The sequence below is a fragment of the Bradyrhizobium sp. USDA 4353 genome, assembly GCF_054063215.1.
Genome location: NZ_JBSSGB010000001.1, coordinates 744,059 through 756,832, shown reverse-complemented (window position 1 = coordinate 756,832; position 12,774 = coordinate 744,059). Strand labels below are relative to the sequence as shown.

The 12,774-nt window shown below is 67.5% G+C and carries 13 protein-coding genes; 6 read left to right on the top strand and 7 right to left on the bottom strand.

All coding sequences use genetic code 11. The features are described 5' to 3' along the window. Positions 1-219: 219 nt before the first annotated feature. The gene (locus ACVILH_RS03400) at positions 220-2,889 is read left to right on the top strand and encodes a TIGR02302 family protein (RefSeq protein WP_456711618.1); all 2,670 of its coding nucleotides are present in this window, start codon (positions 220-222) and stop codon (positions 2,887-2,889) included. Between the two features lie 13 nt (positions 2,890-2,902). Here the strand turns inward: ACVILH_RS03400 and ACVILH_RS03395 are convergent, their stop codons facing one another. From ACVILH_RS03395 to ACVILH_RS03380, 4 genes are all read right to left on the bottom strand, one after another. Continuing rightward, a complete protein-coding gene (locus ACVILH_RS03395; protein WP_456711617.1) occupies positions 2,903-3,364 on the bottom strand; it encodes a metallophosphoesterase family protein in 462 nt (153 codons plus the stop codon). Between the two features lie 6 nt (positions 3,365-3,370). Continuing rightward, positions 3,371-3,853, bottom strand: a complete 483-nt coding sequence (gene greA / locus ACVILH_RS03390) for a transcription elongation factor GreA (RefSeq protein WP_456711616.1) — start codon at positions 3,851-3,853, stop codon at positions 3,371-3,373. A 110-nt stretch (positions 3,854-3,963) separates the two neighbouring features. Beyond that, the gene (locus ACVILH_RS03385; protein WP_456711615.1) at positions 3,964-4,344 is read right to left on the bottom strand and encodes a response regulator; all 381 of its coding nucleotides are present in this window, start codon (positions 4,342-4,344) and stop codon (positions 3,964-3,966) included. Between the two features lie 54 nt (positions 4,345-4,398). After that, on the bottom strand, positions 4,399-5,247 hold the full coding sequence (locus ACVILH_RS03380) for an MJ0042-type zinc finger domain-containing protein (RefSeq protein WP_456711614.1): 849 nt from the start codon (positions 5,245-5,247) through the stop codon (positions 4,399-4,401). A 214-nt stretch (positions 5,248-5,461) separates the two neighbouring features. Here ACVILH_RS03380 and ftsE point away from each other — a divergent pair, with 214 nt between their 5' ends. The 4 genes from ftsE to ACVILH_RS03360 all read left to right on the top strand — a co-directional run bounded on the left by ftsE (position 5,462) and on the right by ACVILH_RS03360 (position 8,832). After that, positions 5,462-6,121 (top strand): cell division ATP-binding protein FtsE, encoded by a 660-nt coding sequence (gene ftsE, locus ACVILH_RS03375; RefSeq protein WP_009025800.1) that lies wholly within the window; start codon positions 5,462-5,464, stop codon positions 6,119-6,121. Beyond that, a complete protein-coding gene (locus ACVILH_RS03370) occupies positions 6,114-7,082 on the top strand; it encodes a cell division protein FtsX (RefSeq protein ID WP_456711613.1) in 969 nt (322 codons plus the stop codon). The genes ftsE and ACVILH_RS03370 overlap by 8 nt, the downstream gene beginning before the upstream one ends. A gap of 256 nt (positions 7,083-7,338) precedes the next feature. Continuing rightward, on the top strand, positions 7,339-8,052 hold the full coding sequence (locus ACVILH_RS03365) for a YdcF family protein (protein ID WP_456711612.1): 714 nt from the start codon (positions 7,339-7,341) through the stop codon (positions 8,050-8,052). A 12-nt stretch (positions 8,053-8,064) separates the two neighbouring features. Beyond that, the gene (locus ACVILH_RS03360; protein WP_456711611.1) at positions 8,065-8,832 is read left to right on the top strand and encodes a lysophospholipid acyltransferase family protein; all 768 of its coding nucleotides are present in this window, start codon (positions 8,065-8,067) and stop codon (positions 8,830-8,832) included. Between the two features lie 6 nt (positions 8,833-8,838). Here ACVILH_RS03360 and ACVILH_RS03355 read toward each other — a convergent pair whose 3' ends face one another. After that, the gene (locus ACVILH_RS03355; protein WP_456716861.1) at positions 8,839-9,429 is read right to left on the bottom strand and encodes a gamma-glutamylcyclotransferase; all 591 of its coding nucleotides are present in this window, start codon (positions 9,427-9,429) and stop codon (positions 8,839-8,841) included. A 108-nt stretch (positions 9,430-9,537) separates the two neighbouring features. Between ACVILH_RS03355 and ACVILH_RS03350 the strand changes: the two genes are divergently transcribed. Continuing rightward, positions 9,538-10,722 (top strand): DUF2125 domain-containing protein, encoded by a 1,185-nt coding sequence (locus ACVILH_RS03350; protein ID WP_456711610.1) that lies wholly within the window; start codon positions 9,538-9,540, stop codon positions 10,720-10,722. Here the strand turns inward: ACVILH_RS03350 and ACVILH_RS03345 are convergent. Together ACVILH_RS03345 and hisC are read right to left on the bottom strand one after the other, a co-directional pair. Then, the gene (locus tag ACVILH_RS03345; RefSeq protein ID WP_456711609.1) at positions 10,719-11,654 is read right to left on the bottom strand and encodes a prephenate/arogenate dehydrogenase family protein; all 936 of its coding nucleotides are present in this window, start codon (positions 11,652-11,654) and stop codon (positions 10,719-10,721) included. The two genes, ACVILH_RS03350 and ACVILH_RS03345, sit on opposite strands and share 4 nt — an antisense overlap. After that, positions 11,651-12,748, bottom strand: coding sequence for a histidinol-phosphate transaminase (gene hisC / locus ACVILH_RS03340; RefSeq protein ID WP_456711608.1), 1,098 nt, complete (start codon positions 12,746-12,748; stop codon positions 11,651-11,653). The genes ACVILH_RS03345 and hisC overlap by 4 nt, the downstream gene beginning before the upstream one ends. Positions 12,749-12,774: the final 26 nt, after the last annotated feature.

Below are 12,774 nucleotides of genomic sequence, written 5' to 3'. Positions count from 1 at the left end.
ATCCGTTTGCGCTCGGGGAGAAGCTCGCGGAGCGGCCAGCGTATCCGCGATCCCTGGCCGCGACGAGCGGCCGGACAGCCGGCTCCCGTGAATTTTCGGGAACCTGCCCGGTCACACTCCCGTGTGAACCGCCTCCGCCGTAGGGAATGCCCAACAGGAACGGGTGCCTCACGGCTGCCTTTGTGCTAGGGTGAACATCCGGGCAACCTGGAGAGACTGTTGAGCGGCCTCACGAACGAGCCGGCCTCGCCGGCAAGCAGCACTCCCGATCGACCTTTCAGCGGCGGGCCTTCCAGCGACGGCCTCGCGCGGCTGAAGCTGGCGCAGGCGCTCAAGCGGGCGCAGTACGCCATCGCCTGGGAGCGCGGCTGGCCGCATCTCGCGCGGCTGCTGATGGTGCTTGGCCTGTTCCTGATCGTGTCCTGGGCCGGGCTGTGGCTCGGCCTGCCGTTCGCGGCGCGCATGATCGGCGTCGCGCTGTTTCTCCTGCTGCTGCTCGGCGCCGCCGTGCCGATGCTCAGGTATCGCTGGCCAAGCCGCGACGAGGGCCTGGCGCGGCTCGACCGCGGCTCCGGCATCGCGCATCGCCCCGCGACCGCGCTGACCGATACGCTCACCACCAAGGATCCGATCGCGCAGGCGCTGTGGCAGGCGCAGCGCGAGCGCACGCTCGCCTCGATCAAGCGCATCCGCGCCGGCACGCCGCGGCCGCGGCTGTCCCTGCATGATCCCTGGGCCGTGCGCGCGCTGGTCGTCGTGCTCTTGGTCGCGACCTATGTCGCGGCCGGCGACGAGCGGCCGATGCGCATAGCCTCCGCATTCGACTGGAACGGCGTGCTGACGCCGGTCACGATCCGCGTCGATGCCTGGATCAAGCCGCCGCTCTACACCGCGAAGCCGCCGATCATCCTGTCCGCCGCCAACAAGGAAGGCGCGGTGCCGGCGAACGGCCCGATCGTGGTGCCGGCGGGCTCGACCCTGATCATCCGCTCCAGCGGCGGCAATCTCGACGTCATCACCGGCGGCGGCGTCACGGAGGCCGCGGCGAACGAGGTCGCCGCCGGCGAAGCCGCGCCGAAGGGCACCACCGAGAAGCACTATGTCATCAAGTCCGACGGCACCGTGCATGTGCGCGCGCCGGCCGGCCAGCCGCAATGGGTGTTCGCGGCGACTCCGGACAAGCCGCCGGTCATCAGCATGGCCAAGGACCCGGAGCGCCAGGCGCGCGGCTCGCTGAAACTGTCCTACAAGATCGAGGATGATTACGGCGTCACCGAAGCCCGCGCCAAGGTCGCCGCGCGCGCGGCTGAAACCAAGGCTGACTCCAAGACGGCGGACGCGCAAGCGGCGCGGCCGCTGTTCCAGCCGCCGGAGTTTCCGCTGGTGCTGCCGAACGCGCGCACACGCAACGGCGTCGGCCAGACCGTCAAGGATCTGAGCGAGGACCCCTATGCCGGCGCCGACGTCACGCTCACGCTGACGGCCAAGGACGAGGCCGGCAATGAGGGCACCAGCGAGCCGTTCGAGACCAAGCTGCCGGAGCGGCTGTTCACAAAGCCGTTGGCGCGGGCGCTGATCGAGCAGCGCCGGATTCTGGCCCTCGACGCCAACCGCAATGCCGACGTGTTCACCGCGCTCGATGCGCTGGCGATCGCCCCGGAGCTGTTCACGCCGGAGCCCGGCCAGTATCTCGGCCTGCATTCCGTGACGCGCCAGCTCGAGGCCGCGCGCACCGACGATGCGCTGCGCGAGGTCGTCGCCAGCCTGTGGGCGCTCGCGGTCACGATCGAGGACGGCAACATCTCGGACGTCGACAAGGCGCTGCGCGCGGCGCAGGACGCGCTGAAGCAGGCGCTGGAGCGCGGCGCCAGCGACGAGGAGATCAAGAAGCTCGCCGAGGACCTGCGCAAGGCGATGGACAACTACATGCGCCAGCTCGCCGAGCAGCTGCGCAACAATCCGCAAGCTGCGCAGCGGCCGCTCGACCAGAACACCAAGGTGCTGCGCCAGCAGGACCTGCAGAACATGATCGACCGCATGGAGCGGCTGTCGCGCCAGGGCGACAAGGAGGGCGCGCGCGAGCTGCTCGAGCAGTTGCAGCAGATGCTGGAAAACCTGCAGATGGCGCAGCCCAACCAGGGCGGCGACCAGGACATGGAGCAGGCGCTCAACGAGCTCGGCGACATGATCCGCAAGCAGCAGCAGCTTCGCGACAAGACCTTCAAGCAGGGCCAGGACTCCCGGCGCAACCGCGGCAAGAATCAGCAGGGCCAGCAGGGCGACCAGGACCAGAGCATGGGCGACCTGCAGCAGGACCAGCAGGCGCTGCGCGACCGGCTCAAGCAGTTGCAGGAGCAGCTCGCCAAGCGCGGCATGGGCCAGAAGGGCGAAAAGGGACAGAAGGGTCAGAAAGGCCAGAAGGGGCAGCAGGGCCAGCAAGGACAACAAGGCGGCGAGCCGGGTGACCAAGGCGAGCAGGGCGACTCCGGCGACGGTCTCGACGAGGCCGATGGCGCGATGGGCGATGCCGGCAGCCAGCTCGGCGACAGCAACGCCGATGGCGCGGTGGAATCGCAGGGCAAGGCGCTCGATGCGCTGAAGAAGGGCGCGCAGAGCCTCGCCGAGGCGATGCAGCAGGGGGACGGCGACCAGCCGGGCGATGGCCCCGGTCAGCGCGCCGGCCGCCAGCAGGGTGCGCAGCAGACCGATCCGTTGGGCCGCCCGATGCATCCGGGACGCGACATCGACGATTTCTCCCAGAAGATCCCGGGCGAGATCGACGTCCAGCGCGTCCGCCGCATCCTCGAAGAACTGCGCCGCCGCCTCGGCGATTCCTCGCGGCCGCAGGTCGAGCTCGACTACATCGAGCGGCTGCTGAAGGATTATTGAGGAACGAGGCGTGTCAGCCCGCGCTGAGATCGTGAATCACAGGCGCGAGCGGGCCCGCGGCGACATCGAGCGTCGCCAGGGTGATCGGCAGCTTGAAGCGCCGCGGCCCGGCGCTGCCGGGATTGAGGTACAGCACGCCGTCGCGCATCTCCGTTCGCGCGCGATGCGAATGCCCGGAGATCACGGCGTCGATCCCATCGGCTGCGGGATCGAGGCCGAGGTCACTGATGTCGTGGACGAGGTGAAAAATCCGCCCGCCGAGTTGCACGGTGGTGGTCTCGGGATAGGCCTTGGCCCAGTCCGCGGTGTCGATGTTGCCGCGGATCGCCGTGACCGGCGCGATGAGCGCGAGGCGTACGACGATATCGGGCCGGCCGATATCGCCGGCGTGGAGGATGTGATCGACCCCGGCCAGGCACCGCTCGGCCTCCGGCCGCAGCAGCCCGTGGGTGTCGGAGATGATCCCGATCCTCATTTTGCCTCAGGCAATCTTGACGATCTCGATCTCCTGGCCCTGGACGTTGACGACGTCGCCGACCGCCTTGCCCATCAGCCGCTGCGCCACTGGCGAGACGTAGGAGATCATGCCGAGCTTCGGATCGGCCTCGTCCTCGCCGACGATGCGGTAGGTCTGCACGCGGCCGTCCCCGCGTTCGAACGTCACCGTGCTGCCGAAGGCGATCGTGTCGGTGGAGGCGGGCGGTGGCATCACCTGCGCCGTCCGCAGCCGCGTCGAAAAATAGCGGGCGTCGCGCAGCGGCAGCGCGGATTCACGCCGCCGCTCGTTGACGTCCTCGATCCCCTGCGCGGCGTCATAGGCGGCCTGCGCCTCGCGCAACTGAGCCTCGAGCGCCTTCAGCCCGGCCTCAGTGACGAGGTTCGGATGCGGCGAGACCGGTCGGTCCGGCAGCATCGTCTCCGCCGCGGTCTCGGCGCTCTCTTCCTTGGTGAATGCGACGCTCAAGCCGGTCTCCTGCAACGCGCCCCGGCATGCGCGAGGCGTCGGGGAGAGATCATGCCGGAGAGGCGGATTTCAAGTGGGTTCCGCCCGGCCTTCTCCGGCGCCGCAGTCCCTCACGTCCGCGCCGCCTTCGACGCCAGCGCGTCGGCTACCGCGGTCCGGATATCGGCGACCGAGAACGGCTTGGTGATCACGTCATGCGCGATGGCGCTGAGATTGGAGGCGCGCTCGCGCTGGTGGGCGAAGCCGGTCATCAGCAGGATCGTCAGATCGGGAAAGTCGCGCGCGGCCGAGAGCGCCAGGGCGATGCCGTCCATGATCGGCATCTGGATGTCGGTCAGCAGCAGGTCGAAGGCGCCGTTCTCGCGGGTGAGGATGTCGAGCGCCTCGGCGCCGTCCTGCGCCGTGACCGTCTCGTGCCCGTCCATCGCGATCGCGCGAGCGACCAGCGTCCGCATCGAATCTTCGTCGTCGGCGATCAGCACGCGCGACATGTCGTTTCGTCTCCGTCTCGTGGGCCCCGCGGGCAATCCACGAGACCGGAACCATCATGCACTGCCGGCGGCGAGATCGCGCCGGTTGAAGAACCGTATATCGATATTGCGGCCTTCGGGAGGGGGCGAGGCCAGGCGCGACTTGAATGCGATGCGCTCGCCGGGCTTGAGCACGGGCTGCTCGAGCAGGGTGTTCCAGGCGTAGATCTCGGTGCCCTGCGCGTCGCGGACGCTGAAGCGCAGCCGCGGCAGGTCGACTGCCTTCTTGGTGGTGCTGACGATCGTGCCCTCGATCACCAGCACCGGCTTGCCGTCGACGGTCTCGGTCGCCAGCTTCACATCCTTGAAGGCCGCACCGCGCAGGTTCACCTCCAGCCCGACCAGCTTGTAGAGCGAGGCGGTCTGCGGCAACACCCTGACCACGTCGGCGCGCCACACCACAAGCGCGACCGTCAGCGCCGCCATGGCGGCAGTCAGCGCCGGCAGGTTGAACACCTTCTTGCCCGGGAAGTCCGGCAACGCCGGCCGCTTGATGAATTTGGAAAGGCCGGCCAGGCGTGCGAGCCGGCCCTGCGCGGGAGCCTCCGCCTCGGCATCTTCGGTCTCCTCGGCCACCGCATCCTCCGGCCAGCCGGCGGCGATCGGCGGGCTGTCCACCTCGGGGGCCTGCTCGTCGGGCTCCTCGCGGGCCAGCGCCTCCCATTCGTCGGCGGCGTCACGCGGCGCGGAGGCCGCGCCGGCTTCGGCCATTTCCGGGATCGGGGCCGGCGCCTCGACCGCGTCCTCCGGTCGCGCCAGCCAGACCTCCTTGCAACGGGAACAGCGTACGCTGCGACCGGCCATACCCAGGGTTGCCAGGTCGATGGCGTAAGATGTCGCACAATGGGGGCAAACGATGAACATCGCGCCAGGTCTCCAACGGGCATTGCCGCTTTGTTTCCGGCAGTTCGTGCTACAAGGACCACCATGTTGACGAACGTCGGAACGCAATCGCGCCATTGGTACATGGCAACCATTAACGAACCGGAAACCATAACGGGCGCTCAATCGGGCGATCGTCATCCCGGGCTTGCCGCGTGCGGATCGACCCTGCACGCCGTCGAACGGAGCTGAGGCTTTGGTTCGGTTCGAAAATGTTGGGCTGCGCTATGGACTGGGGCCGGAGATCCTCCGCGACCTCACTTTCGCGATTCCGGCCCATTCCTTCCAGTTTCTCACCGGCCCGTCGGGCGCCGGCAAGACCTCGCTGCTCAAGCTGCTGTTCCTGTCGCTGCGGCCGACGCGCGGGCTGGTCAATCTGTTCGGTTACGACATCTCGCTGCTGAGCAAGGAGGAGATCGCCGATCTGCGCAAGCGCATCGGCATCGTGCTGCAGGACTTCCGACTGCTCGACCACATGACAACCTATGAGAACGTCGCGCTGCCGTTTCGGGTCATGGGGCGTGACGAGTCGAGCTACCGCAAAGAGGTGATCGATCTCCTGAAATGGGTCGGTCTCGGCGAGCGGATGGATGCGCTGCCGCCGATTCTCTCGGGCGGTGAGAAGCAGCGTGCGGCGATTGCGCGCGCCGTGATCTCGCGGCCGCAGCTGCTGCTCGCGGACGAGCCGACCGGCAACGTCGATCCGACCTTGGGGCGCCGCCTGTTGCGGCTGTTCATCGAACTGAACCGCTCGGGGACGGCGGTGATCATCGCAACCCACGACATCACGCTGATGGACCAATACGAGGCCCGGCGGCTGGTGCTGCACCAGGGACGATTGCACATCTATGAGTAGCGTGGACGATCGCGGCCTCCTGGTCGATCTCGGCGAGGACCGCCCGCAACTGCCGGCGCAGGCGCGCATCGTGTCGCCGATCGTGCCACGGGCTTCGATCGCCGGCCGCGCGCTGGTCGCCGTGGTGGCCATCATGACCTTCCTCGCCTCGATCACGACCGGTGGCGTGCTGCTGATCAGCGAGTCCGCGGCGGAGTGGCAATCCGAAGTCGCCAGCGAGATCACCGTCCAGGTGCGGCCCAAGACCGGCCGCGATCTCGATCGTGACATTGCACTGGTGACGGAGGCGATGCGGGCGCAGTCCGGCATCGTCGAGGTTCGGCCCTTCACCAAGGACGAATCCAGCAAGCTGCTGGAGCCATGGCTCGGCAGCGGGCTATCATTCGATGAGCTGCCGGTGCCGCGCGTCATCATCGCCCGCGTGCAGCCCGGCACCAGCTTCGATCTCAACGCGCTGCGCAACCGCGTGACCCAGGTCGCGCCGACCGCCAGCGTCGACGATCACCGTGCCTGGATCGAGCGCATGCGCTCGATGACCGGCGCGACCCTGTTCGCCGGTTTCGGCATTCTCGTGCTGGTGATCGCGGCCACCATCATCTCGGTGTCGTTCGCGACCCGCGGCGCGATGGCTGCGAACCGGCCGATCGTCGAGGTGCTGCATTTCGTCGGCGCCGGCGACCGCTACATTGCCAATCATTTCCTGCGCCACTTCCTGCAACTCGGTCTGGAGGGCGGCGTGATCGGCGGCGGGCTTGCGATGCTCGGCTTCGGCTTCTCGGAGTCGATCGCCAACTGGTTCTCCGGCACGCCGGTCGGCGACCAGTTCGCGGCGCTGCTCGGCACGTTCTCGCTGCGCCCCCTCGGCTATGTGGCGATCGCGCTGCAGGCCATCGTGATCGCGGCGGTGACCGGCTGGGCGGCCCGCCGGACCCTGTTCACGACACTGGCGAGCATCGACTGATGGCGGCGTCTGTCCCCAGCCGCCGTGATGCGCATTTCACTTGGCCCGAAAACCGCCTAAAATCGTCTGCGCCGGGGTGAGGCAGCACGGGGTGAGCCGGGTCACGAACACGAGGATGGTCGCGTGCCAGATTGGGTGGCGAGCGAACGTGATCGGGAAGCCGGCGAAACCTGCCTGCTTGCCCGGACTTGAACGATGGAAACGCGCGACGGCATGGCGCCGTGCGCAGGCAGGCAGGGATACGCCCAGGCATTGCATGGGGGCGAAGACCGACGATAGCAGGCGCAGGCTGCCGCTCTATGTGGTGGTGGGCCGGACGCTCGCGGGCCTCGTGGCCACGCTCGGCCTCGGCTTCTTCGTCGCCGCGGTCGGCTTCGTCGGCTTTCTGTCGCAACTGCGCGGCGCCGAGATCAAGCCCGAGCGCAAGGCCGATGGCATCGTGGTCCTGACCGGCGGCTCGTCGCGGGTGTCCGATGCGGTTGAGCTGCTGGCCGGCGGCTATGGCCGGCGGCTGTTGATCTCCGGCGTGCACCCGACCAACGACGCCAACGACATCACCCGGTCATTGCCGGAGGCGCGCTCCTTCATCAATTGCTGCGTCGATCTCGATTACTCCGCGATCAACACCCGCAGCAACGCAGCACAGGCGCGGCGCTGGGCGGCTGAGCGCGGCTTCAAGTCGCTGATCGTGGTGACCTCGAACTATCACATGCCGCGCGCCATCGTGGAGCTGTCCCACGCAATGCCGAGCATGGATCTCATTCCCTATGCCGTCGTCGGCGAGAAGTGGCGCGACGAGCCGTGGTGGACCAGCGGGCCCACCTTGCGGCTGCTGCTGTCCGAATATGCCAAATATGTCGCCGCGGAAGCGCGGCTTCGGCTTGCCGATCTCGGCATCGATCTCGTGCCCGAGAGCGAGCCGCCGACCGGCGCGATCTCGCGCCGTCCGGCGACGGTGCTGGCCAATTAAACTGGAATCCTGATGGTTCTGATCTTCCTGCGCTCGCTGCTGTTCAACATCCTGTTCTATCCGAACTTCGTGTTCTGGGCGCTGGTCGCGCTGCCGACGCTGGCCATGCCGCGCAAGGCGCTGCTGCGCGTCGCGAACTGGTGGGCGCAGAGCAACATCTTTTTGATGCGCGTCGTCTGCAACATCCGGGTCGAATATCGCGGCGTCGAGAAGATCCCGACCGGGCCGTTGATCGTCGCCGCCAAGCATCAGTCGATGTGGGAGACGATCTCGCTGCTGCATTTCTTCGACGCGCCGTTCTTCGTGTTGAAGCGCGAGCTGCTGCGCATTCCCCTGTTCGGGCAGTACCTGCTCAAGGCGAACATGGTTGCGATCGACCGCAGCTCCGGCGCCCGCGCCCTGAAGCAGGTGATGCGGCGCGCCGCGGAGGAGGTGAAGCACGGCCGCCAGTTCGTGATCTTTCCGGAAGGCACGCGCCGCCCGGCGGGCGCGCCGCCGGACTACAAGGGCGGCGTTGGTCTGATCTACACGGATTGCGGCGTGCCTTGCCTGCCGGTAGCGCTGAACTCGGGTCTGTTCTGGCCACGCCGCACGTTCCTCCGCTATCCGGGCACGCTGGTGGTTGAGTTTCTCGATCCGCTGCCGCCGGGCTTGCCGCGCGACGAGTTCATGACGCGCCTCCAGAACATGATCGAGGAGGCGACCGGACGTCTCGTGGCCGCGGGACAGGCCGAGCAGGCGCAACTGTTCGGGCGCGTGCCGGCCGAAGTGCAGGCCTGATCCGCCTCATGCCGCACCGTCCGGTGCCGGATGCAGCGAGTGGCCGTCGTCGTGCAGCATCGTTGCCAGTCGATGCAGTTGCGTATCGCGAAAACCCTGCGCCTCGATCGCCTTCACCGTCGAGATCACGTAGTCGCGATTGGCGCCGGATTGGCCGTGACCCTGGCGCACATGGCGCAGCTGCTCCTGCAGCGACAGCCGGCCGGCATATTGCACATGGCCACGATCGACGACGTAGACCAGCGCACTCACCCGCTCGCGCGCGTCGTTCTCCAGCCACACCGAGCGCGTCACCTCGCGATAGACCGACGTCACCTGCTCACGCGCGCGCAGATACGCGATGGTGTCGTCGCGCTTGTCGGCTGTGACGCGAAATGCAATGCCTCGGCACGCGCCGCCGCGATCGAGACCGAGCACGAGGCCTGGTTTCTCCGGCGTGCCGCGATGGACGAAGGAATACACGCACAGCGCGCGATGCTCGCCGATCAGCCGTGCCGGCACCTGCTCGACGAAGTCGAAGCCGGGCCGCCACATCAGCGAGCCATAGCCGAACACCCAAAGATCGCCGCCGGGAAGATCGCGTGGGGAGAGAGTCATTGCGGACATGACAGCGGACGCCTAAGTGTGGTGCTCGCGAATTGTTAATTTATGTACACAATCCGTGATCGTGGAATCGCCAAAATTGCTGCCCAAAGGGTGTCCTGCATGTCTCGTTTGCCGCAAGCGCGCCGCAGGCGCCCGCTCTGGGGGCTTTTCATCGCCCCCATCCTGCTCCTGATCGCCGCCGTCGCATGGAGCGCGTTCTGGTTCTTCGCTGCTTCGCAGGTCGATGTCCAGGCCGACGCCTGGCGCGCCCGCGAGGCGAAGGCAGGCCGCGTCTATGATTGCGCCAAGCGCTCGGTCGCCGGCTTCCCGTTCCGTCTCGAGGTGCGCTGTTCTGATCCGACCGTGGCGCTGTTCTCGCAGGCCGCGGGCACGCCGCTGATGAACGCCAAGCTCGACGAAATCCTGGTTGTCGCGCAGGTCTGGGATCCGAAGCGGATCATCGCGGAGTTCAAGGGACCTGCGACGATCGCCGACGGCCGCGGCCCAGCCTCGTTCAATGCGAACTGGAGCGTCGGGCAGGCCAGCGTGCGCGGTCTGCCGGGGCCGCCGCAGCGCGCCGACCTCGTGTTCGAGCAACCGACCATCGAGCGCGTCGAGGGCAACACCGCGGTGCCGGCCGCGCGCGCCGATCACGCGGAGTTGCACGGCCGTCTTGCCGAGGGGACGCCGTCGGATCAGCCGGTGCTGGAGACGGCGCTGCAGATCGCCAACGGCAGCATCCAGGGCGCTCATCCGCTGTTGGCGGAGCCGTTCAACACGGACATCCAGGGCCGCGTCACCGGGCTGAAGGATTTCCGTCCCAAGCCCTGGCCTGAGCGGTTTCGCGAGATCCAGGCGGCGGGCGGTCATGTCGAGATCGTCCAGGCGCGCATCCAGCAAGGCGAGCTGCTCGCCATCGCTGCTGGCACACTCACCCTCACTGCCAATGGCAACATCGATGGCGAGGTGCAAATGACGGTGGCCGGGATCGAAAAGGTGATTCCGGCGCTCGGCCTCGACAAGATGCTCGAGAACGGCGTGCCGCAGGGAACGCTGGATCGCGTCGCGCCGGGCGTGAAGTCGCAGGACGTCAGCAATCTGCTCGGGGCGCTCGACCGCGCTATTCCCGGCCTCGGCAAGGTGGTCAAGCAGAACGCCAATGTAGGCGTCGCGCTCGGCATCAATGCGCTCGGCAAGGAGACCACGTTGGAAGGACGCAAGGCGCGGACCTTCCCGCTGCGCTTCTCCGATGGTGCCGTGGTGCTCGGTCCGTTCAAGGTCGCGCGCGTGCCTCCGCTGTTCTAGCTCTTCTTCAACTGCGGCAGCGGCCGGCCGAAATCTGGCGCTGCCGAATCCTGGCCGATGTCGACGATGCCGCGGCGGATCGCCCGGGTGCGGGTGAAGTGATCGAACAGCGCCTCGCCATCGCCGCGCCGGATCGCCCGCGTCAGCTTCGACAGGTCTTCGGTGAAGGTGCCGAGCATGTCGAGCACGGCATCCTTGTTGCTCAGGAAGATGTCGCGCCACATCGTGGGATCGGACGCGGCAATGCGGGTGAAGTCGCGGAAGCCGCCGGCGGAGAACTTGATGACCTCGGACTCCGTCACCTGGGCCAGCTCGTCGGCGGTGCCGACGATCGTGTAGGCGATCAGATGCGGCAAATGGCTGGTGATCGCGAGCACGCGGTCATGATGATCCGGCGTCATGATCTCGACCTTGGCGCCGAGCGCCGCCCAGAACGCGCGCAGACGATCGATCGCGCCGGCATCGACGCCGTCGGGCGGCGTCAGGATGCACCAACGGTTGATGAACAGCTCGGCAAAACCGGAATCCGGACCGGAATTCTCGGTGCCGGCCACCGGATGCGCCGGGACGAAATGGACGTTCGCCGGCAGATGCGGAGCCATGTCGCGGACGATCGCGCCCTTCACCGAGCCGACATCGGAGACGACAGCGCCGGGCTTCAGATGCGGAGCGATCTCCGCCGCGACCGGACCGCAAGCGCCGACGGGAATGCAGAGGATGACGAGATCGGCATCCTTGACCGCTTCCGCATTGCTCGCGACGACCTGGTCGACGATGCCGAGCTCGGCGACGCGGGCGCGCGTCTTCTCCGAGCGCGCCGTGGTGACGATCTCGCCGGCCACGCCCTGCAGCTTGGCCGCGCGTGCGATCGAGCCGCCGATCAGGCCGAAGCCGATCAGCGCGACGCGTTCGAAATGCCCCGGGACGCTCACTTCGCCCCCATGAAATCACGCAGCGCCTCGAGCACGAGACCATTGGCTTCGTCGGTGCCGATCGTCATCCGCAGCGCGTTCGGCAGCTTGTAGTTGGCGAGCGCGCGCAGCACGAGGCCGCGGCGGGTCAGGAATTCGTCGGCCTCGACGGCAGTCTTGCCCTTCTCCACGGGGAAGTGGATCAGCAGGAAATTGGTGACGCTCGGCGTGACCTTCAGCCCGAGCTTGCCGATCTCCTCGGTCAGCCGGTTGCGCCAGGTCTCGGTGTGCGTCTTCGACATCTGCTGATGCGCGGTGTCCTCGATCGCGGCCACTGCCGCCAGCATCGCCGGCGACGAGACGTTGAACGGTCCGCGGATCCGGTTGATGGCATCGACGATGTGCGCCGGGCCGAACATCCAGCCGACGCGCAGCGCGGCAAGGCCGTGGATCTTGGAGAAGGTGTGCGTGACGACGGTGTTCTCGGTGGTCGCGACCAGCTCGATGCCGAACTCATAGTCGTTGCGCGAGACGTAGTCGGCATAGGCGGCGTCGAGCACCAGCACGACATGCGAGGGCAGGCCGGCGCGCAGCCGCTTGACCTCGTCGAACGGGATGTAGGTGCCGGTCGGATTGTTGGGGTTGGCGAGCCACACCAGCTTGGTGCGCGGCGTCACCGCGGCGAGGATCGCGTCGACGTCGGTGCGGTACTCGTCCTCGGCGGCGATCACGCTCTTGGCGCCGCAGGCCATGGTCGCGATCGGATAGACCAGAAAGCCGTGCGCGCTGGAGATCGCCTCGTCGCCCTCGCGGAGGAAGGTGTGCGCCAGCAGATTGAGAATCTCGTCGGAGCCGGCGCCGCAGACGATGCGGTCGGGATCGAGACCGTAGGTGCGGCCGATGGCCTCGCGCAGCACCCGCGAAGTCCCTTCCGGATAATCCTCGAGATGATCAGCCGCGCTCTTGAACGCTTCGATCGCCTTGGGTGAGGGACCGAACGGGGTCTCGTTGGCGGAGAGCTTGAACACCTTGCGGCCGGGCTCGGGCTTCGGGCTCTTGCCGGGCGTGTAGGGCGCGATGTCGAGAATGCCGGGGTTCGGCACGGGGCGGTTCATCATCAACTCCAAGGGATAGTCACTGG

Bases quoted from the DNA above. Each gene is read 5' to 3' on its own strand.
- ACVILH_RS03395 (WP_456711617.1), bottom strand. From the start codon at position 3,364: ATGAGGATCGGGATCATCTCCGACACCCACGGGCTGCTGCGGCCGGAG.
- ACVILH_RS03385 (WP_456711615.1), bottom strand. From the start codon at position 4,344: ATGTCGCGCGTGCTGATCGCCGACGACGAAGATTCGATGCGGACGCTG.
- ACVILH_RS03380 (WP_456711614.1), bottom strand. From the start codon at position 5,247: ATGTTCATCGTTTGCCCCCATTGTGCGACATCTTACGCCATCGACCTG.
- ACVILH_RS03370 (WP_456711613.1), top strand. From the start codon at position 6,114: ATGAGTAGCGTGGACGATCGCGGCCTCCTGGTCGATCTCGGCGAGGAC.
- ACVILH_RS03365 (WP_456711612.1), top strand. From the start codon at position 7,339: ATGGGGGCGAAGACCGACGATAGCAGGCGCAGGCTGCCGCTCTATGTG.
- ACVILH_RS03360 (WP_456711611.1), top strand. From the start codon at position 8,065: ATGGTTCTGATCTTCCTGCGCTCGCTGCTGTTCAACATCCTGTTCTAT.
- ACVILH_RS03355 (WP_456716861.1), bottom strand. From the start codon at position 9,429: ATGACTCTCTCCCCACGCGATCTTCCCGGCGGCGATCTTTGGGTGTTC.
- ACVILH_RS03350 (WP_456711610.1), top strand. From the start codon at position 9,538: ATGTCTCGTTTGCCGCAAGCGCGCCGCAGGCGCCCGCTCTGGGGGCTT.
- hisC (WP_456711608.1), bottom strand. From the start codon at position 12,748: ATGAACCGCCCCGTGCCGAACCCCGGCATTCTCGACATCGCGCCCTAC.